Below are 19,915 nucleotides of genomic sequence, written 5' to 3'. Positions count from 1 at the left end.
GGCGTTGACGTCGAGCATCTTTCCGGAGGCGGTGTAGCGCAGGGTGTAGGCGTCCTGGGTGGTGCTGATCGTCCAGGTGGGGGTGCCGCTCTGCTGGACGGTCTTGGCGCCGTCGGCGGTGGAGTTGCCGGCGATGGCGAGGGGTTTGCCGCTGTTGCGGTTGACGATGCGGTAGGTGCCCGGTGTGGGTCCGGTCCCGCTGCCTCCGGTGAGGTTGAAGTATTCGACCGCGTCGGTGAAGACGGGGCTACCGGCCTTGGTGGTCGACAGTTGCAGGTACACGCGGCTGCCGGTGTTGGGGGTGGTGAAGGACACCGGCTGGGTGACCCGTGAGCCGAGTGGGACGGTCAGGTTGGTGCTGCCGGACGCGACGACCGCGCCGGTCGGGCTGTCGAGCCGGGCGGTCCAGGTGAAGCCCACCGAGGTGTCGGCGAAGTCGTCGTTGAACACGGTGATGTTCCGGGTGACCGTGGCGTTGCGGGCGTAGCTGGGTACCGCCTGCGGCAGCGGGAAGGTGCCGTTGGAGTCCGAATTGCCGGAGGCAGACCAGAAGGGAAGGTCGACCGCGGCCACCGGGTTGAACGCCGCCTGCACGCGCTGGATCTGCAGGTTGCTCCACGGGTCGGGCAGGTTGTCCGCGCCGTAGACCGGGCGAGTGTTCTCCTCCGTGGTGAAGTCGGTGGTTCGCACGCCGGGCACGACGCTGGCCCAGGCGGACAGCAGCGTGTACGGGCGCAGGTCGCTGGCGTCTTTGCCGCGCTTGGCCGCCGTCGCCGTCGCGAACCACGTGAAGCCCTGCTTGGTGCTGCAGGCAGGCCAGATGTACTCGCCTTCGCCGTCCGGACGCCCGGAATGGCGATTCAGGGCCTCGCCGTAGCGGCCGACACCGTCCAGGTAGTGCGCGAAGATGGCGAAGTTGGGGTAGGTCATGGCCGGGTACCGGCTGGGCGAGTCCGCGCCAATGCCGGCGTCGATGCTGATCGGCCGGGTGCCGTCATTGCCGTTCATCGCCGCGTACAGGTCCTGTTGGAACGACTGTGAGTCGTTGGCGTTGGAGCTGGGCTCGTTGATCTGACTCCAGCGGATGATCGCCGGATGGTTGCGGTCGCGCAGGGTCAGCGCACGAGCGTGGGCCACCATGTTGTCGCGTCCGGACACGAAGTTCTGGGAACCACTGCGGATGGCGGTCTCGTCGATGATCATCAGGCCTATCTCGTCGGCCACGTCGAGCATGTACGGGCTGGCCGGCTCCATGTGCATGCGTACCACGTTGTAGTTGAGCCGCTGGTAGTTGTCCACCGCCTGCGGCCAGCCGCCGTTGCCGGACGACGGGGGCAGGAAGCCGGGCAGGGTGTCGTACGCGTCGCCCTTGCCGCCGTTGTTGACCCGGTCGTAGTCGGCACCCTGCAGGCTGTCGCCACGGAAGTTCACCCGCGCGCCGTTGAGGTAGTAGTACTCGCCGTTCTGCGTGCTCTCCCGGAACCCGAAGCGGTACGTGGCGTCACTGGTGCGGCCGTCGTCGACGGTGGCGTGTACCGCCAGGCGGTGCAGTTGGGCCCGGTAGCCGGACCGGTACGGCACATTGGGCCACCAGTACGAGGTGGTGCCGAGGTCCCATGCCACGGGACCCACAGTGACCTTCGCCGTCGAACGGGCCGCCACCGTCACGGTTTGCTGCGGCAGTTGCGGATAGCTGAAGGAGCCCGCGCCGTCGGACGCGAGCGCCCCGGTCAGGGTGACCGTCCTGGTCGCGGCCGAGGAGTTGGTCACCGACACGTCGTAGCTGAGCGTGCGGTTCGCCACCGAGGTGCGGACGAACGTGTCACTGACGTATACCGCCGGATACACCCGCAGGGACGCGGACCGGAAGATCCCCTGCGGTACCGCCTCGGACCAGTCGGCCGCTATGGGGACCAGGTACTTGCCGTCGGACGCCTTCAGCGCACCGCGGCCCTTCACCTGCACGCTGATCGTGTGTGTGGTGCCCGGTGCGGCGTAGCTGCTGATGTCGAAGTTCGATGGGGTGAACGCGGTCGTCTGGGTCGCCACCACCCGGCCGTCGACCGACAGCGTCGCCTGGTGGTTGACGGCACCGAACTCGATCCAGGTCGACTGCGGCTGGCCCGTGTCCGGCACGGTGATGCTGCGCGAGTACACCGCCTCGTTCACGTCGGTGAAGCCCTGCTTGTACCAGCCGCCGCCGGGTACCGTGATCGAGGTCGTTGCCCGACCCGCGGGTGTGAAGCTCCACGTCCCGCTCAGATCGACCGAGGTGATCGCGGCGTTCCCGGCCGCCACACCGTCAAGTCCGGCGGCCGCGATACTCTGCGTCGCGGCCGGCGCGCCCAGGGCCGGCCCGGGGGTTGCCAGGGTCAGGCCGCCCAGCGTCAGGGGCAGGCTGAGCGCCACGGTCGCGGCCAGCCCTCTGGCCGACGCCGACAATCGACCGCCCCAGCGGACGTTCGTACGATGCACGGTTACCTCCTGTGACTCACCCGACAGCACTCATGACTCCGAGTCAAGGTGCACGTGCCGGCTGTAATCGAATCGATTCGACGACCCGCCGGTGTCGTCGACCACCCAGGAGGGTGAACGCAGCTGACACGTAGATGTGATTAACCGGCAACACGAGCACTAAGTCAATGATCTGCGATCATCGATCTACTGTCGAAGCCTGAAAGGCGAGCAATCCCGACAAAAGCCGCAGTAAAGGGAGGCGACCGATCAGGGTGGCCAGGCCGATCAGCATGATTCCGAGCAGCGCGCCGAGGTCGCCCTCGGCGCGCTGCGCCCGGCGTACCGTCGACTCCCGGACGTGACCGCCGTGCACGGCCAGCACCACGAATGTGCCAATGACGTCAAGGTGGCGACGGTCGACCTCCAGGCGTTCAGCTCCCCCGACGGGCACGACAAGCCGCCCTCGGTGACGCTGGCCATCGACAACCCGGAACAGCGCCCCACCGACATGACCAAGCTCGACGGGATGGACCACAACACGGTCCGAAACCTGGCCGCATCGCTGCTGTCGGGCTTCTGGGATCGCACGACGATCCGGCTCACCCCTCAGAAGACAGCGAACCTCGGCACATCACTGATCGCCGCATCCCGCACCGCCTGCGACAAACGCCAGTCAAAGCCTGACCACGGCGAGGATGTGAAGCGGCCCGCTGCCAGTGACTGGTTGAACGCTGCGGTCCGTCACCAGCGACTCCCTGGCTCGGCGTAGCGCGGCCCTCGCACCCGACCCTGATCCGGCCCGGTCGGACGCACGCATGGGTGCTCCGTGGGTGCTCGGACGTCGGGGAACTGGGGGTGGGTAGGCTGGACTACGCCGGATTTGGACTCTATTCACAAGTGGTTCTTTGATTGATGTTCATCATGCTAATCCCGCACCTGCAATAACGTGTTCGGATTGGGCTGGACGCTGCCGGACCAGGCTTGATTGATCGCCTTAAAAATTGACACTTCTCACTACGGATCAGAAGGTTAGGGGTTCGAGCCCCTTCGGGCGCACAAGATCGCAAGGGGTCTGACCTGCCGAAATGGCGGTCAGGCCCCTTTGCTCTTCCGTCCCTTGTGGCCGGTGGGTGCTCGTGCGACGAGCATCCCTCACGTCCGGCCCTGTCCAACGGTGTACCTGCCGAAAATGTCATCCGGGCAGGTCAGGCGGCATGTTCGTATTCGTGGAGGATGCCGCCGAGGCGGTCGCGTCGGTGGATGTTCAGGTGGGCGAGCCGGTTCGGATCGGTGATCGGCTCGGGTAGCAGGGCGAGTGGCCGGGCGTTGGCGATGCCTTGATGTGCACGGTGTTCGTTGTAGAAGTTCTCGTACTCGCGGAGCGCGTGTAGTAGGTGTCGCTGGTTGAGGATCAGTGTCTGGTCGAGAAGTTCGCGGCGGCAGGTCCGTACCCAGCGTTCCATGATCGCGTTCATCCGGGGTATCCGTACCCCGGTGAGTATCACGCCGATCCCGGCGTCGGTGAGGATGGTGTCGAACAGTGCCGGGTACTTACCATCTCTGTCGCGGATCAGGTATTTCACCTGGCATTCGGCGTCTTCGAGGCCCAAGACCAGGTTCCGGGCGGTTTGGGTCACCCAGGCGGCGGTGGGATGGGCGGTGGCGCCGAGGATCCGGATCCGGCGGGTGGTGTGCTCGATGACGGCCAGGACGTAGAGGCGGGCGCCGGTCAGGGTGGTCGTTTCGAAGAAGTCGGCGGCGATGATGGCGTGGGCCTGGGATCGTAGGAACGCCGCCCAGGTGCTGCTGGTGCGCTCGGGTGCCGTTTCGATACCGGCGTCCTTGAGAATCCCCCAGATCGTGGAGGCGGCGACCTTGACGCGGTCGCTCATCGGCAACAGCCGCAGCAGGGCCAGACATTGGTCACACCGAGGTACGCCAGTCGAAACAGCACACCCCTATCGTCATGCAGCACACGACGTCGACCACTGCCGCGACTCAGCCGGCCTACCCCGCGCCAGGACCGGCCGCTCCAATGCTTGGTGATCACGTGGCTGTGGCCAGGGTGGATGGGGTTTTCGGCACCCACAGGGTCGGTGACCGGAAGGCACGCGGCTGGTTGAGGCCGAGGTGATTGTGGCAACGGGGAACCGGTGGGCCGGCGTCGACCGCTTCCGGCCCGAGATGTCACTCCGGCTTTGCGACCAGGCGCCGCAGTTGCCGGGTCAGGTCGGCGGTGAGCGTCATCGCGTGCTCGAAGAGGGCGAAGTGGCCCCCCGGGAACTCGGTCACCCCGCGCAGGTCCGGCGTGAGCGCGGCCCAGCCGGCCATCGCCCCTGGTGGCAGCGCCGGGTCGTCGGCGCCGGCGTAGGCGACCACCGGCACGCCCACCGGGGCGCCGTCGGGAACGAAGCTGTTCAGCACGCTGAAGTCGGCGCGCAGGACGGGCATGACCAGCTCCCGTAGCTGCGGATCGGCCACCAGCTCGGGTGGTAACGCGCCGAAGGCGCCGACCGCGTCGATCAGCTCGTCGTCCGAGTACATCTCCACCGCCCGGTCGCTGGTGCGGTGCGCGGCCGGCGCCCATCCGGAAACGGCGAGCAGCACGGGACGCGGCCCGCCGATCCGGTCGATCAGCCCGGTGAGCCGGTACGCGAGCAGCGCACCCATGCTGTGGCCGAACAACGCGTACGGGCGGCCGTCCCAGTTCTCCTCGAGCACGTCGTACAACGCGTTGACGAGGGTCTCGGAGTCGACAAATGGCGACGTCGAGCGCCGGTCCTGCCGGCCGGGGAGTTGCACCACGGCCAGGTCGACCTCGGGTGGCAGCAGTTCGGCCCAGCGGATGTAGGCGGCGGCGGAGCCACCGGCATGGGGCAGGGCGAGCAGGCGGACGGGTGCGTCCGGTCGGGGGCGGGCCGACACGAACCACCGTTGCGCGGCCGAGGTGACGTGTTCGGTCGTCATGGTGGGAACCGTACGCCGGCTGCCGACCGCATTCCATTACCTCATGCGTAATCGACAGCGCGGGCCCGACTGGGGCATCGTGCGGGAAACACAGGCCAGCACGGATTCGGGAGACTGTCGTGGCACAATCGGAAGCCGTGACCCGTATAAAGAGGGGCGTACGGGATACGTCCACCGGCCGGGCCACCCTGCCGGTTGTTCTGGCGGGCACCTTCATGGTGGTCCTCGACTTCTTCATCGTCAATGTAGCCATTCCGTCGATGCAGCTCGAATTGCGCGCCGACGCGGCGCAGATCGAGTTCGTGGTGGCCGGGTACGGCCTGGCGTACGCGTGCGGGCTCATCACAGCCGGGCGACTCGGAGACATCTACGGCCGGCGTCGGTTGTACCTGCTCGGCCTGACCCTGTTCACGTTGGCCTCGCTGGCCTGCGGGCTGGCGCCGAACGCGGCGGTCCTGGTGGCCGCGCGGGTGGTGCAGGGCGTGGCGGCGGCGGTGCTGTCGCCCCAGGTGCTCACCATCCTCGGGCTGGCGTACACCGGCGCGCAGCGCGCTCGGGCGTTCAACGCGTACGGCATGGTGCTCGCCCTGGCCTCGGTCGGCGGGCAGTTGATCGGTGGCCTGCTCATCGCGGCCGACCCGGCCGGCCTGGGCTGGCGTACCTGCTTCCTGATCAACGTGCCGATCGGCCTGGTGGCTCTGCTGCTGACGCCGCGGGTGGTGCCGGAGTCCACCGTCGACGGCGCGGTCCGGCTGGACGTGACCGGCGTGGTCCTGGTGACGCTGGGGTTGGTCGCGATCGTGCTACCGCTGGTCGAGGGGCGCGAGCGGGGCTGGCCGGCGTGGGCCTGGGCCTGCCTCGCCGCCTCCGTGCCGCTGCTGGCGCTCTTCGTCCGTTCGCAGCACCGCCGGTCGGCCCGGGGGGAGTCGCCGCTGGTGGACCTGGCCTTGTTCGGTCACCGGACCTTCCGCGTCGGCATGCTCGCGGTGATCTGCTTCTACTCCGGGCTGGCGTCGTTCTTCCTGGTGCTGGCGCTGTATCTACAGCGTGGCCGAGGGCTGGGCGCGCTGGGCTCCGGGCTGGAGTTCACCGTCATGGGCCTGGGATTCTTCGTGGCCTCGTTCGCGGCCCGCCCGATCGCCGCCCGGCTGGGGGCCCGGGCCCTCGTGGTGGGCGCGGCGCTGCTGCTCGCCGGGCAGGTGCTGCTGGCGGTGACCGTCGCCCGGCAAGGCGTCGGGGGCAGCCTGGCCGCGTTCGCCCCCGCGCTGCTCATCGACGGGGCGGGACTGGGCATGGTGATGGCGCCGCTCAACTCGCTGGTCCTCGCCGGACTTCCCGCGCGGCTCGCAGGGGCGGCGTCAGGCGTGCTGACGACGACCATGCAGCTCGGCAACTCGCTCGGGGTGGCGTTGATCGGGCTGGTCTTCTACGCGCGCCTGCGCCCCAGCGTGGCCGAGTCGTACGCGCAGGCGCTGACGGCGTCGCTGTACTACCTGATCGCCCTGGCAGCGCTGCTCGCCGTCAGCCTGGTCGTCCTCGCCCGCAAGCGGCCGGCCACGGCCGGCTGAACCGCTCAGGGCGGCGGATCCCGCGCCGCCAGGGCCGGCCGGGCCGGCCGGTGTGGTGCCCGCCCGGTCCGATCGATCACGCCCGGCCGTCCGGCCGGGCGTGGTCTTCCCGTTCCGACGCAGCGACGAAATTTTCACATGTCGATAGGTCAGGTCCTTCTGCCGTTCTCGGGCGCGGACGCCAGTGCGATCAGTTGCGTGTCAGTTTCGCATCAGATGCCCGTGTCATCCTCGAAAGGGTTCTCGCCAACGAAAAGGAGACCGACGATGCCCGCCAGTCAGGACACAGTGTCGCTATCGCCGACCGGCACATTCGAGGACCTTTTCGGTCAGGTAAGAAAGGCCGGGCTGATGCGGCCACGGAAGGAATACTACGTCGCCAAGGTCGCCTCGAATCTGCTGTTGATGGCCGCCTGCTGGTGGGCGTTCTTCCTCATCGGTGACTCGTGGTGGCAACTGGCTGTCGCGGTGGTGCTGGCGCTGGCGTTCGTGCAGACCGGCTTCATCGCCCACGACACCGGCCACAAACAGATCAGCAAGTCCAAGCGCGCGAGCGAACTGCTCGGCATCCTGCACATGAACCTGCTGATGGGCACCGCCTACGGCTGGTGGGTCAACCACCACAACCGGCACCACAGCAACCCCAACAACCTCGACCTCGACCCGGACACCCTGCGCCGTCAGGTCATCTTCGACGTGGACGAGATGCCGGCCAAGGCGACCACCTCGTTCCGGCGGTTCGTCATCCGTTTCCAGTCGGTGATGTTCTTCGTCCTGCTCGGCCAGGAGGCCTGGCGGCTGCACGCCTCCGGGTTCCGGGCGGCACGTCAGGGCGCTCTGCGCCGGCCGGCGCTGGAACTCGGGTTGGTCCTGCTGCACGCCGTGTTGTTCCTGGCCGCCGTGGTCACCGAACTGTCGCCGCTGAAGGCGGTGATCTTCGTCCTGCTGAACCAGGCCGTGTTCGGCCTGTATCTGGGCGCGGTGTTCGCGCCCAACCACAAGGGGATGGCGGTCTACCGCAGCGATGTCGACCTCGACTGGCTGCACCGTCAGGTGCTCACCTCCCGCAACATCCGGTCCAGCTACCTGACCGACTTCCTGTACGGCGGGCTGAACTACCAGATCGAGCACCACCTGTTCCCGAGCATGCCGCGGGCCAACCTGCGCCATGTCCGTCCGATGGTCATCGACTACTGCTCCCGGCACGCCATCCCGTACTACGAGGTGTCGGTCTGGGAGTCCTACCGCGAGGTCTCGCGCTACCTGGCCAAGGTCAGCGCCGAGGCCCGCACGACGACGAAGGAGCGAGCGTGAGCGACCGTAGCGCCACCAGCGTCCGGCCGGACGCCGCCGAGCTGATCCTGCGGCATCCCGGCGTCGCACGCGCCCGGAGGGTGCCGTCGACATCCGGCGACACCGAACTGCACGTCGTACCGTTCAGCCAGCCCGACGACGGCTCCGCCGAGGGCACCGTGGCCGGCCTGGCCCAGATCAACCCGCACGAGACCCGGTTCCTGCACGACGAGATCTTCCTGGCCAAGTCCTATCTGCAGGGCGGGATCGTGCTACGCGAGGACGCCGTGGTCTTCGACGTGGGCGCCAACATCGGAATGTTCTCCCTCTTCGTCGCCGCGGTCTGCCCGTCCGCGCGGGTCTACGCCTTCGAGCCGGTGCGCGACGTGTTCGAGCCGCTGGCCATGAACGTGGCCCGGCACGCCGTGCCGGCCGAGCTCTTCGAGATCGGGCTCTCCGACCGCGAGCAGGAGGTCACGTTCAACTTCTATCCGAGCATCTCGATCATGTCGTGCGTCAGCGGGTACGCAGACCTGGACAACGAGGTCGACCTGATCAAGCAGTACGTCGACAATGCCCGCGAGCACGGCCCCAGCGGCCGCGAGGAGCACCTGGCCCAGGTCGAGGCACTGGTCGCCAAGGATTTCGAGCTCAGCGAGCGCCGGTGCCGGCTGCGTCCGCTCTCCGCAGTCGTCGACGAGGCCGGGGTGCCCCGCATCGACCTGTTGAAGATCGACGTGCAGCGCGCCGAGCTGGACGTGCTACACGGCGTCGACGACCGCCACTGGCCCCTCATCCAGCAGGTCAGCATGGAAGTGCACGATGAGGCCGGCACGCCCACCGAGGGCCGGGTGCGGAAGGTGCGCGAGCTGCTGACCGCCCGTGGGTTCCGGCTGACCGTCGCCGAGGAGGACCTGTTGCGGGGCACCGGCCGATACGCGGTCCAGGCGATCCGTCCCGGATACGCCGACGATCCGCGACCGGTCGCCGCGGCGGCGGGCACCCGTCTCGACCTGTCCGCAGAGCGGCTCGGGGCGTGGTTGGCCGAGCGGCTGCCGGCCGAGGCGCGGCCCGTCCGTGTCGTAGTGGTCGACGCATTACGTGCGCGGTAATTGCCCTCTCCATCCGGGAGCGCTTACGGTCGGCGTAATTGTCGGTGTGACGAAAGGCCGAGTAATGTCATCGATCAGCGGTCAGATCCCTGCCGAGGCGCCTGAGCGTGGTTCGTCGGACGGTTTCCTGAGACTCGTTCTCAAGCTCGACGCAATTCTGACCGGGGTCAATGGACTCGGTTACCTCGCGCTGGCCCCGGTGCTGCACTCCGCCCTCGGGTACGACCGGTCGGTGCAGTATCCCGTCGGTGTCTTCCTGCTCGCCTACGGGGTAGTGGTCTTCGTCCTCTCCGCCCGCCCGACCGTGAGCCGGCCGGCCGTCGCCGCGATCATCGCGTTGAACGCCGCCTGGTTCGTGCTCAGCATCGTCGTGGCGGCCACCGACGCGCTGTCGGCCACCGTGGCCGGCACCGCGTGGCTGGTCCTGCAGGGCGTGGTGGTGGGCGCGTTCGCGCTGCTCCAGGCGATTGGTCTGCGGCGAAGCTAGCGGCGGTCCACGCCGATCGGTCGGCCCCGGTCCCGCGGTTACCCGGCACCGGGGTCGGCGCGCGTCAGGTCCCGACGTCCCCGCCGCTGGTGCCGCGGCGCAGCAGGAAGCGTCGCGTCTCGTCGTCCGCTGGCAGCAGGCACTCCAGGGTCGGGCCCACCGCGGCGCCATCCCAGCCGTTGCCCAGCCGGATCGCGACGCTGCTCAGGCGCAGCAACACCGAGTCGATCCAGAGATGCACGGGCAGCAGGGCCGGCCGTGGCGCGGACATCGCCGGGTGGGACAGCCGATAGGCGCTGATCTCCCGCTCCAGGGCCAGCAGGGACTCGGTGGGAGCGGTGCGTATCCGGCTGCGTAGCTGGCCCAGCATGTGCCCGTGCACCTCGCCGATGTTGTGCACGCGGTCGGCCAGGCCGCGCGGGTGCAGCACCAGGCGCAGCATGTTGACCGGCGGCCGACGTAGCTGCGGCGCCGCCGTGTCCATCACCTGCTCGAACGCGTAGTTGCACGCCGTCAGATTCCACTCGGCATCCAGTGTGCACACCATGTACGGCTCGTACCCGTACAGCACACTCAGCAGCTCCCTGGCCTCCACCACACCGATGTCCCGGTCCTCCGGCATGGCTGCACAGTAACTCCGACATCGCCTACCGGCAATGACGTCACACGTAAAGAAGGGACATCAGTGTCTCGTCAGTGAAGTGTCAGAACCGGGCCGCACTATTGGCGAGAACGCTTCGGGAATTCACTGCGCTCTACGCAATGGCGTCGGAAGGATTGATTATTCATGTCGATACGGACGACATCACCAGAGCATTCCGATGCGCGACTCCGCAGTTACCGGTCCTTGATCGGCGACAAGGACGTGGACGGCGTCGGCTGGGTGTACACGGTCAGTTCCCGGGCGCTGCTGGAGGACGTCTTCACCAGCGTCAGCCTCAAACGCCGGTTGGAGCGCGACCCGGACGCCGACGTCATGCGCCACCCGTACGTGGTGGGCCGTTGCGCGGTCGCCGGGCCGGCGGACATCGACGCGGCCGTGGAGGCGGCGGCGACCGCCGCGCCCGCCTGGGCGGCGACGCCGCTGGCCCGGCGGCTCGATTTCGGCCGCCGGTTCCGCGAGCGGCTGATCGCCCACTGGGACGAGATGCTGGACCTGCTGGTCGCCGAGGCGCACCCGCGCACAGTGGCCGGCTGGGAGCTGAGCTGCCTGTTGCAGGTGCTCAGCGAGGAGAATCTGGCCTGGTACGGGCATCAGCTCTCGACGGAGTTCGTGCACGGGCAGCGGCGGTTGACGGTCCGACGGCTGCCGGACGGCGTGGTCGTGGTGAACCCGCCGCAGAACGCCCCGGCGCCCAGCGCGGCGCTGGCTCTGCTGTCGGTGATCGCCGGCAACACCGTCGTGGTTCGCGCCCCGCGCAGCATCGCCCTGAGCACCATGCACCTGGTCCGCGAGCTGGTCGCGCCGGTGCTGCAGGACCTGAACGCGCCGCCCGGCACGGTCAATGTCATCTGCGGCAAGCCGGTCGAGGTGATGGACCGCTGGCTGGCGCACCCGCTGGTCGACGACGTCTTCTACTTCGGCGGCACCGAGGAGGGCATGCGGGTCCAGCGCGCGTGCGTGGAGCGGGGCAAGAAGCCGGTGCTCGAACTGGCCGGCAACGACGGCCTGGTGGTGTGGCGCGACGCGGACCTCGCCCTGGCGGCCGAGGCGATCACCGAGAGCTTCGTCGGCTCCGGTCAGATCTGCATGGTGCCCAACTACGTCGTCGCGCACCCGGCCATCGCCGACGAGCTGATGGCACTGGTCTGCCGAGAGGCGGCCCGGATCCGGCCGGGCTTCCCGCAGGACGAGGGCGTCCTGCTCGCCCCGGTGCGCCGCAGCGAACGCTTTTTCGCGTTGCTGGCCGACGCGGTCGAGCAGGGCGCCACCATCGTGTGCGGCGGGCGGCGCATCGAGGTCGACGGGACGCCGTCGGACTCCGGGGTGTTCCTGGAGCCGACCGTGGTGCGCGTCGACGGCCTGGCCGGCGCGCGGCAGCTCGACGTGGTCCGCCACGAGACGTTCTTCCCGCTGCTGCCGGTGATCGTTCCGGCGGCCGGCGACTCCGACGAGGATCTGCTCGACCTGGTCCTGACCTTCGTCAACGAGAACGAGTACGGCCTGCGCAACTCGCTGTGGTCGCGGTCGGACGAGGTGATCGGCGCGTTCGTGGACCGGGTGCACAACGGCGGACTGCTCAAGGTCAACGACTCCCACATCGGCTTCCTGCCTTACCTGCCCACGCACGGCGGCACCGGTCTCACCAGCGGCGCGCTCGGCGAGGCCAACTACCCGGTGCTGTCCACCACCCATGTGCAGGGCGTGAGCGTGTCGACCGGGATCAGCCCCCGGCAGGCCGCGTTCGGCCACTGACACGCGGCTCCCACCCGTCACGGAAGGCAACCGACATGCGTTCACTCGACGTCGCCCGCGAAGCGTGCGAGAAACACCACCCCGGCCTCAGCCAGGCCATCGCCGAGGTCCCCTTCTTCGACCGGGAGACGCCCGGCTCGCCGCTGCTCGCCGCGTTCCGGGCCGCCGGTGGTCCGGGCCTGCTCGTCCCCGCCGAGCACGGCGGTCAGGGCGCCGGTCCGCTGGCCGCGATGCGGGTGATGCGGGCGTTGGCGGCGGATTCGCCGTCGCTCGGCGCCGCGGTCACCATGCACCACTTCACCACGGCCACCCTGTTCGCCCTGGCGGGCACTCCAGGCCGGCTCACTGACGCGCAGCTCGGCCTGCTGTCCCGGATCGCGGGGGAGAACCTGCTCGCCGCGTCCGGCTGGGCGGAGGGCCGGACCAACCAGAACATCCTCACCCCCAGCATGACCGCCGTGCCGACGGAGGGCGGCTGGCTGGTCAGCGGTGGAAAGCGACCGTGCAGCCTGGCGCACTCGATGGACCTGTTCACCGCCAGCGTCAGCGTGCCCGCCGAGAACGGGGAACCGGGTCTTGCGATGCTGCTCATTCCGGCCGATCGGCCGGGCATCAGCGTGCACCCGTTCTGGCGCAGCCCGATCCTGGCCGCCGCGGAAAGTGACGAGGTGCGGCTGGACGACGTCCTGGTCCCCGACGACCTGGTGGTCCGCACCACGTCGGACGACCCGACCCGCCTGGACGACCTGCAGGCCGCCGGCTTCGTCTGGTTCGAGCTGCTGATCTCCTCGGTCTACGCCGGAGCGGCCAGCGCGCTGGCCGAGCGGGTGCTCGCCGCCGGACGTGGCAGCCTCACCGACCGCGCCGACCTGGTGGTGCGGGTCGACTCGGCGGTGGGGCTGCTGGAGGGCGTCGCCCGGGCGCTGGAGGACGGCGACGTCGGCGAGGACACGGTCGCGGCCGTGCTGGTCGCCCGGTTCGCGGTGCAGGACCTCGTGGTGCAGGTCGCCGCCAACGCGCAGGAACTGCTCGGGGGAATGGCCTTCATCGGCGAACCCGAGGTGTCCTACCTAGCAGCGGCCACCCGGCCGCTGGCATTCCACCCGCCGTCGCGTACCAGCACGGCCGAGGCACTGGTGGGCTGGGCGTCCGGCGGCCCGCTGACGCTGTCCTGAGAGGAACCGCCATGACCGTACTCGACAACCGTCCCCGGCCCGCCGTGGACCAGACCCGACTCACGCTGGACCGCTACCGTGCCCACCTGAGCAAGGGTCGGGCCACCGTGGCCGAGCTGTTCGGCAGCCATCTCGAGGTCGCCTCCGAGGGCGCCTGGCTGTGGACCGACGACGGCGGGGAGTTCCTCAACTGCGGCGGCTACGGCGTGCTGCTGATGGGTGCGCGGCACCCCCGGGTCATCGAGGCCGTTCGGGCGCAGCTGGACCGGCATCCCACCGCCACCCGGGTGCTGCTGGAACCGGCCGTCGGTCGCGCGGCCGAGCTGCTCTGTTCGATCACGCCGGCCGGCCTGGACCGGGTGCACTTCGCCCTCGGTGGGGCCGAGGCGGTGGAGACCGGGATCAAGCTGGGCCGCGCCCACGGCCGGCGGCGGCTGGTGTCGATGCGCCGTGGCTACCACGGCAAGTCCATCGGTGCCCTGTCGGCCACCGCCAAGGACGTGTACCAACGGCCGTTCCGCCCGTTGCTGCCGGACACCACGCACCTGCCGTTCGGTGACGCGGACGCGCTCGAGGCCGAGCTGCGGGACCACCCCGGCGAGTGCACGGTGATCGTGGAACCGGTGCAGGGCGAGGGCGGCGTAATCCTGCCGCTGGACGGCTACCTGCCCAGGGTGGAGCAACTGTGCCGGGAGTTCGGCGCGTTCTTCATCCTCGACGAGGTGCAGACCGGGCTGGGCCGGCTCGGCCACTGGTGGGGCGCCGACCGGTACGGGGTCACCCCGGACGTGCTGCTGACCGGCAAGGCGCTCGGTGGCGGGGTGGTGCCGGTGTCGGCCGCGGTGGCCAGCGCCGCCGCGTTCTCACCGTTCGACAAGGATCCCTACCTGCACACCGCCACTTTCTCGGGCCAGCCGTTGCTGATGGCCGGGGTGGAGGGAGCGATCCGCGCCATCCAGGAGGACGACCTGGTGGAGCGGGCCCGGGTGCTCGGCGCCCGGCTGCTGCCCGAGATCGCCCGGATCGCCCGGCAGAACTGCGGCGACCTGGTCGTCGACGTCCGGGGCGAGGGCCTGCTGATCGGTGTCGAGCTGGTCGAGGCGGGCCTGGCCGGTGAGCTGCTGATCGAGCTATTCAACCACGGGGTGGTCGCCAACCACTCCATGACCGCGAGCAGTGTCGTCCGCTTCACGCCGCCGGCTGTCCTGGCCGAACGCGACGTGCAGTTCCTGCTGACCGCTTTCGACCGTGCCACCCGCGACCTGATCGCTCAGGGCGCCCGAATGCCGGAAGGACGGTGAGTCGCCGCATGCGACGCGTCGAACTGACCGCACTGATCCCCGACCACACTCCGCAGCAGGTTCTCCCGGAGATCATCCGGTTCGACCGCTATCCGCAACTCGCCCCGCACGTGCGCTCCGCGGTGGTGCACCGGTCCCTGCCCGAGCCGACCGGGCGCTCCGACTGGGAGCTGCACTTCCGCAGCGGGCTGCTGCGCTGGACCGAGGAGGAGGTGTTCGAACCGGCGCGGGGCCGGATCACCTTCGCCCAGACCACCGGTGACTTCGACGAGCTGACCGGCGAGTGGACGCTGGTCGCCGCCGGCCCGGACACGGAGCTGACGTTTCGGGCCGACTTCGACTTCGGCATCCCCAGCCTCGCCGGCATTCTCGACCCGATCGCCGAACGGGTCATCCGGGAGACCATCGCGTTCGTCGTCACCGGCATCTACGACCGGGCCGTGCTGCGCACCCCGATGGAGCTGCCCACCACCGCGCCCGCCACCGCCTGACCGGCGGCCACCCCCACCCGCCACGTCCGACCAACAAGGAGCCGACGATGGACGCCGCCAACCCCTTCGAGACACCACGGACCTTCCTCGCGCACCGCGGTGAGTACCTGTTGGGCTTCGCCGCCACCACGGTGCTCGGTGTCCTGCACTGGCACGAGATCCGCTGGCTGCCCGCCGTGGCGCTGTTCCTCCACATCGACCTGATCGGGTACATCCCGGGCGCGATCGCCTTTCGCCGCAGCGGCGACGGGCACATCCCTAAGATTTTCTACTACCTCTACAACACCATGCACAGCCTGCTCACCCAGGGCCTGGTGGTGATCGCCTGGTGCCTGATCGCCGGGCCGGAGTGGGCGCTGCTCGCGGTGCCGTTCCACCTGTTCGGCGACCGCGGCCTGTTCGGCAACTTCCTCAAGCCGCTGAACCTACCGTTCGAGCCGCACGCCGATCCGGCCTACGACCGCCTGCTCACCGCGCTCGGGTACCCGCCACGGTCGGCGGCCACTCCCGCCCTGGCGCCGACGGCCACCGCCGACGTGCACTGACGGGCCTCCGATGTCCGCCGAAGACCGCACCGTCGGGTACCGCAGGGCCGTCCGCCGGATCGTCTCGGGTGTGTCGGTGCTGACCGTCCGGCACGGCGACACGCTGCACGGCACCACGGTCAGCTCGCTGAGCGCGGTGTCCCGGCAGCCGCTGCTGGTGGCGGTCTGCCTGGGCCGCTGGTCCACCTTCACCGGGCTCGCCTCGGCCGCTGGCCGGTTCACCGTCAACGTGCTGGCCGAACACCAGGCCGGGGTGGCGGCCTGGTTCGCCGACCCGGGCCGGCCGTCCGGAGCGGCCCAGTTCGACCACCTGACGTGGCAGCCGGACCCGGTGACCGATGCGCCGCGCCTGGACGGGGCCCTGGCGTCGTTCAGTTGCGACCTGCACCGACGCATACCGGCCGGCGACCACGACCTGCTGCTCGGTGAGGTCACCGGCGGCAGCGCCGGAGAGGGCAATCCGCTGCTGCACTTTTCCGGCCAGATGCACGAGGGCGTCCTACACCCCGTCACCCGCGGCTCCGGGCGGGCGACTGCGTCCGCCCTGGCCGTCCGTTCTTGAGAAGGGACCAACCATGACCACCACGACGCCGGCGGAGGCCGGCTGGGATACCGCCCCGGGCCTGCTCGACGGAGCGAAGTCGCTGACCCTCACCGCCGAGCAGTGCGGCCTGGCGTACTGGCTGGAGTCGGTCGCCCAGGGGACGCTGGCCGGACGGGCGCGCACCGGCCACGCCGACGGGTGCGAGACGCCCGAGTTCATGCGGGCGCCCGGGCCGTTGCGGGACAGCCTCGTGCTGGAGCTGGCGCAGCGCTCGGTCGCGGAGGACAAGGCGACCCGCCTGCTGGGACACTACGTGGCCAACGCCCCCGGCGTGGCCGAGCGGGACTTCTACGCCACCCAACTCATCGACGAGGCCCGGCACGCCCAGATCTTCCGCGACCACCTGGTGGAGTTGGGCGTGCCCGCCGACCGGCTGGCGGACACGATCGCCGAGGTGTCAGCCGACTACACCCGCGAGGTGCTGGACCCGATCGAGCGGTACGCCCAGCGCGTGATCCGCGACGACGGCGACTTCATCGGCGGGGTGGCCGTCTTCACCATCGTGATCGAGGGGGTCCTCGCGCCGGCGGCCGAACTGAGCGAGCGCAAGTGGGAACGGCTCGACCCGCCCGCCGGCGAGATCGCCCGGGGCGCAGCCATCGACGAGATACGCCACCTCACGGTGGGCAGCTCGCTGATCCGCGAGCACCTGATCCGCCACCCGGAATACCGCGACCATCTGCTGGACATCATGCGCGACGGCCGCCGGCTCTGGGACGAGCTGCCGGACCGCCGGTACGTGATGGCCCGCGAGGAGCTGTTCCAGAAGGGCATGGCCGACCACGCCGAACTGCTCGCCGGCTACGAGGTGTGGCCGGGCCGCCTGCTGCTCGACACCGACCCCGACGAGCGCTACGACACGGCGGACCGGTGGACCGAGGAGATGGCGGTCAGCCGACTCGAGTACATGGGCCTGGCGGACGCGCTGCCGATCCTGCTCGGGACGCAGCCGTGACCACTGCCTTCGGCGTTCGCGCGGTGGTGTCCGGAATCGGTGCGGCACTGCCGCGCCGGGTGGTCACCAACGCGGAACTCGCCGCTTACCTGGACACCACCGATGCGTGGATCCGCAGCCGGACCGGTATCGCCAGCCGCCGGTGGGTGACCGCCGGCACGGCGACCGCGGATCTTGCCGCCGCGGCCGGCCGGCGCGCGCTCGCCTGCGCCGGCACCGACGCCGTCGACGCGGTGGTCCTGGCCACCGCCACGCCGGACCATCCGGTGCCGGCGACCGCGCCGGAGGTCGCCACCAGGCTGGGTCTGTCCGGCGTGGCGGCCTTCGACATCGCGGCGGTGTGCAGCGGATTCGTGTACGGCCTGGCGACCGCGGCCGGCATGCTCGCCGGTGGCGACTTCCGGCGGGTGCTGCTGATCGGCGCGGACACGTACTCGACGATCGTGGATCCGAAGGACCGCACCACCGCGGTCATCTTCGGCGACGGCGCCGGCGCGGTGGTGCTGCGGGCCGGCGACGCGGCCGAGTCCGGTGCTCTCGGGCCGTGCGACCTGGGCAGCGACGGGCGCCTGGCGGACCTGGGCATGATCCCTGCCGGCGGGTCTCGACAGCGATCGGCCAACGTGACGGCGGTTGCCGAAGATCACTACTTCCAGATGCGCGGCAACGACATGTACCGCAACGCCGTGCAGCGGATGTCCGAGTCCGCCGGTCGGGCGCTCGAGCGCGCCGGGTGGACGGTGGCGGACGTGGACCGGTTCGTGCCGCACCAGGCCAACGCCCGCATCGCCACAGCAGTCGCGGAACGCCTCGGCCTGACCGCCGGGCAGCCGCTGTCCAACATCGAGCACGTCGGCAACACTGCGGCCGCCTCCATCCCACTGCTGCTGGCCCAGGCCCACGCCGACGGCCGGCTGCGCCCCGGCGACCGGGCCCTGGTGGCCGCGTTCGGCAGCGGCGCGACCTGGGGCGCCACCACGCTCGTCTGGCCGGACCTTCCGGCCGACGGGGAGCCCGATTTCGACCTCACGGACGGAGAGTGACATGTACGACCAGATCAAGGACATCGTCGCCAGCAAGTTCCAGATCGACCCCGCCGAGATCACCCCCGACCGGTCGCTGACCGACCTGGAGCTGGACTCGCTCGACGTGGTCGAGCTGTCTCTGGTGATCGAGAGCGAGCTGGGGGCGCGGGTCACCGACGTCGAGCTGGCCGAGGCGGCCCGCATCGACCAGATCGCCCGGTTGGTGGAGAGCCGGAGCGCGAGGGTCTGATGGCCGTCTCCGTTGCGGTGACCGGTCTGGGCCTGGTCTCGCCGGCCGGCATCGGACTGCCGGCCGGCTGGGACCGGGTCTGCGCCGGCGAACCCACCGCCGACCACGACCCGATCCTGGCGGACGGCCCGGTGACCATTTCCTGCCGGGTTCCGGACTTCGACGGGGCCCGCCTGCTCGGCCCGCGGGCCGCTCGGCGGCTCGACCGGTTCGTCCAGCTGGCGCTGGTGGCGGCTCGGGAGGCGGTCGCCGACGCCGGGCTGGACCACGCCGGCTGGGATGGGGCGCGGGTGGGGGTGGTGCTGGGCAACACCGCCGGTGGCACCGCCACCGTCGAGCAGCAGAGCCGGGTGCTGCTCACCGAAGGGCCCGCCGCCGTGCTGCCGCAGTTGCTGCCCATGCACCTGGCGAACATGCTGGCCGGTACGGCCTCCATCGAGCTCGGCGCTCTGGGCCCGAGCCTGACCGTGGCCACCGCCTGCGCCTCTGGCGCCACCGCGATCGGCCTCGCCCGGGACCTGCTGCTGGCCGGCCGCTGTGACGTCGTGGTGACCGGCGGTAGCGAGGCGATGATCACGCCTCTGGAGATGGCAGGATTCGCGCAGATGCGGGCGCTGTCGCGGCGCAACGCCGACCCACGGGGTGCCTCCCGGCCGTTCGACGTGGACCGGGACGGATTCGTCGCGGGCGAGGGTGCCGGCATCCTGATCCTGGAACGGGAGGCGGACGCGTCCGCCCGGGGCGCCCGGGTACGGGCCCGGATCGCCGGGTTCGGTGCCTCCGCCGATGCGCACCACGTCACCGCTCCCGACCCGTCCGGGCGCGGCATCGAACTGGCGCTGCGCGCCGCCCTGGCGGACGCCGGAGCGGCGCCGGGCGACGTCGACCACGTCAACGCGCACGGCACGTCGACCCCGCTGAACGACGTGACCGAGGCGGGCGTGCTGCGTCGGGTCCTGGGCGGAGCGGACGCCCTGGTGACATCCACCAAGGGCGTGACCGGGCACTGCCTGGGCGCCGCCGGGGCCGTCGAGGCGGTGCTCACCGTACGGTCGATAGAGGAGGGCCTGGTGCCGCCCACGGCGAACCTCACCACCCTCGATCCGGCGGTCGACCTGGCGGTGGCCGTCAAGCCCACGCCACGGCGCATCGACCTCGCCCTGAGCAACTCCTTCGGCTTCGGCGGGCAGAACGCCGTCCTGGCGGTGTCCCGCGCCTGATCCCGGGAACGGCCCGGCGCGCGTCGACCGCCCGCGCCGGCGCCGTTCC

General features: G+C 70.1%; 19 protein-coding genes. 15 read left to right on the top strand and 4 right to left on the bottom strand.

The window, feature by feature from the left end:
- Positions 1-2,475 (bottom strand): glycoside hydrolase family 2 TIM barrel-domain containing protein (locus GA0070216_RS33010; RefSeq protein WP_091254689.1); only part of this gene is annotated, 2,475 nt, incomplete at its 3' end.
- A 340-nt stretch (positions 2,476-2,815) separates the two neighbouring features.
- On the opposite strand from GA0070216_RS33010, the gene GA0070216_RS33005 reads away from it, so the two are divergent.
- Positions 2,816-3,226, top strand: coding sequence for a hypothetical protein (locus GA0070216_RS33005; protein WP_141723287.1), 411 nt, complete (start codon positions 2,816-2,818; stop codon positions 3,224-3,226).
- A 436-nt stretch (positions 3,227-3,662) separates the two neighbouring features.
- Here the strand turns inward: GA0070216_RS33005 and GA0070216_RS35970 are convergent, their stop codons facing one another.
- The gene (locus tag GA0070216_RS35970) at positions 3,663-4,349 is read right to left on the bottom strand and encodes an integrase core domain-containing protein (RefSeq protein ID WP_245722891.1); all 687 of its coding nucleotides are present in this window, start codon (positions 4,347-4,349) and stop codon (positions 3,663-3,665) included.
- A gap of 295 nt (positions 4,350-4,644) precedes the next feature.
- Positions 4,645-5,424: a thioesterase II family protein gene (locus GA0070216_RS32995; protein WP_091254679.1), complete on the bottom strand. Its 780-nt coding sequence runs from the start codon at positions 5,422-5,424 to the stop codon at positions 4,645-4,647.
- A gap of 137 nt (positions 5,425-5,561) precedes the next feature.
- Between GA0070216_RS32995 and GA0070216_RS32990 the strand changes: the two genes are divergently transcribed.
- The 4 genes from GA0070216_RS32990 (at position 5,562) to GA0070216_RS32975 (ending at position 9,884) form a co-directional block, all read left to right on the top strand.
- A complete protein-coding gene (locus GA0070216_RS32990; protein WP_245722890.1) occupies positions 5,562-6,992 on the top strand; it encodes a DHA2 family efflux MFS transporter permease subunit in 1,431 nt (476 codons plus the stop codon).
- A gap of 351 nt (positions 6,993-7,343) precedes the next feature.
- On the top strand, positions 7,344-8,306 hold the full coding sequence (locus GA0070216_RS32985) for a fatty acid desaturase family protein (RefSeq protein WP_218108357.1): 963 nt from the start codon (positions 7,344-7,346) through the stop codon (positions 8,304-8,306).
- Complete coding sequence (locus GA0070216_RS32980; protein ID WP_091254670.1) at positions 8,303-9,397, top strand: FkbM family methyltransferase; 1,095 nt, start codon at positions 8,303-8,305, stop codon at positions 9,395-9,397. The genes GA0070216_RS32985 and GA0070216_RS32980 overlap by 4 nt, the downstream gene beginning before the upstream one ends.
- 64 nt (positions 9,398-9,461) lie before the next feature.
- On the top strand, positions 9,462-9,884 hold the full coding sequence (locus GA0070216_RS32975) for a hypothetical protein (RefSeq protein WP_091254667.1): 423 nt from the start codon (positions 9,462-9,464) through the stop codon (positions 9,882-9,884).
- 64 nt (positions 9,885-9,948) lie between these two features.
- On the opposite strand, the gene GA0070216_RS32970 is transcribed toward GA0070216_RS32975, so the two are convergent.
- Positions 9,949-10,506, bottom strand: coding sequence for an MmyB family transcriptional regulator (locus GA0070216_RS32970; protein WP_091254664.1), 558 nt, complete (start codon positions 10,504-10,506; stop codon positions 9,949-9,951).
- A gap of 225 nt (positions 10,507-10,731) precedes the next feature.
- On the opposite strand from GA0070216_RS32970, the gene GA0070216_RS32965 reads away from it, so the two are divergent.
- Genes GA0070216_RS32965 through GA0070216_RS32920 form a run of 10 tightly spaced genes read left to right on the top strand, consistent with a single transcriptional unit; the run spans position 10,732 to position 19,866 of the window.
- Positions 10,732-12,300, top strand: a complete 1,569-nt coding sequence (locus tag GA0070216_RS32965; protein ID WP_245722889.1) for an aldehyde dehydrogenase family protein — start codon at positions 10,732-10,734, stop codon at positions 12,298-12,300.
- A gap of 35 nt (positions 12,301-12,335) precedes the next feature.
- Positions 12,336-13,475: an acyl-CoA dehydrogenase family protein gene (locus tag GA0070216_RS32960; RefSeq protein ID WP_091254659.1), complete on the top strand. Its 1,140-nt coding sequence runs from the start codon at positions 12,336-12,338 to the stop codon at positions 13,473-13,475.
- 11 nt (positions 13,476-13,486) lie between these two features.
- Positions 13,487-14,776 (top strand): aspartate aminotransferase family protein, encoded by a 1,290-nt coding sequence (locus tag GA0070216_RS32955; protein ID WP_091254657.1) that lies wholly within the window; start codon positions 13,487-13,489, stop codon positions 14,774-14,776.
- Positions 14,777-14,784: 8 nt separating this feature from the next.
- Positions 14,785-15,267, top strand: a complete 483-nt coding sequence (locus GA0070216_RS32950; RefSeq protein ID WP_091254655.1) for a type II toxin-antitoxin system RatA family toxin — start codon at positions 14,785-14,787, stop codon at positions 15,265-15,267.
- A 47-nt stretch (positions 15,268-15,314) separates the two neighbouring features.
- Complete coding sequence (locus GA0070216_RS32945) at positions 15,315-15,812, top strand: hypothetical protein (RefSeq protein WP_091254652.1); 498 nt, start codon at positions 15,315-15,317, stop codon at positions 15,810-15,812.
- A 10-nt stretch (positions 15,813-15,822) separates the two neighbouring features.
- The gene (locus GA0070216_RS32940) at positions 15,823-16,374 is read left to right on the top strand and encodes a flavin reductase family protein (protein ID WP_091254649.1); all 552 of its coding nucleotides are present in this window, start codon (positions 15,823-15,825) and stop codon (positions 16,372-16,374) included.
- Positions 16,375-16,387: 13 nt separating this feature from the next.
- The gene (locus tag GA0070216_RS32935) at positions 16,388-17,371 is read left to right on the top strand and encodes a ferritin family protein (RefSeq protein WP_091254643.1); all 984 of its coding nucleotides are present in this window, start codon (positions 16,388-16,390) and stop codon (positions 17,369-17,371) included.
- On the top strand, positions 17,368-18,414 hold the full coding sequence (locus tag GA0070216_RS32930) for a beta-ketoacyl-ACP synthase III (RefSeq protein WP_091254638.1): 1,047 nt from the start codon (positions 17,368-17,370) through the stop codon (positions 18,412-18,414). The genes GA0070216_RS32935 and GA0070216_RS32930 overlap by 4 nt, the downstream gene beginning before the upstream one ends.
- A 1-nt stretch (position 18,415) precedes the next feature.
- Complete coding sequence (locus tag GA0070216_RS32925) at positions 18,416-18,646, top strand: acyl carrier protein (RefSeq protein WP_091254634.1); 231 nt, start codon at positions 18,416-18,418, stop codon at positions 18,644-18,646.
- Complete coding sequence (locus GA0070216_RS32920) at positions 18,643-19,866, top strand: beta-ketoacyl-[acyl-carrier-protein] synthase family protein (protein ID WP_091254631.1); 1,224 nt, start codon at positions 18,643-18,645, stop codon at positions 19,864-19,866. The genes GA0070216_RS32925 and GA0070216_RS32920 overlap by 4 nt, the downstream gene beginning before the upstream one ends.
- The last annotated feature ends 49 nt before the right edge of the window (positions 19,867-19,915 follow it).

The organism is Micromonospora matsumotoense (assembly GCF_900091525.1).
Classification (GTDB): domain Bacteria; phylum Actinomycetota; class Actinomycetes; order Mycobacteriales; family Micromonosporaceae; genus Micromonospora; species Micromonospora matsumotoensis.
The sequence above is the reverse complement of the archived record's forward strand: the minus strand, read 5'-3'. Positions and strand labels throughout refer to the sequence as shown.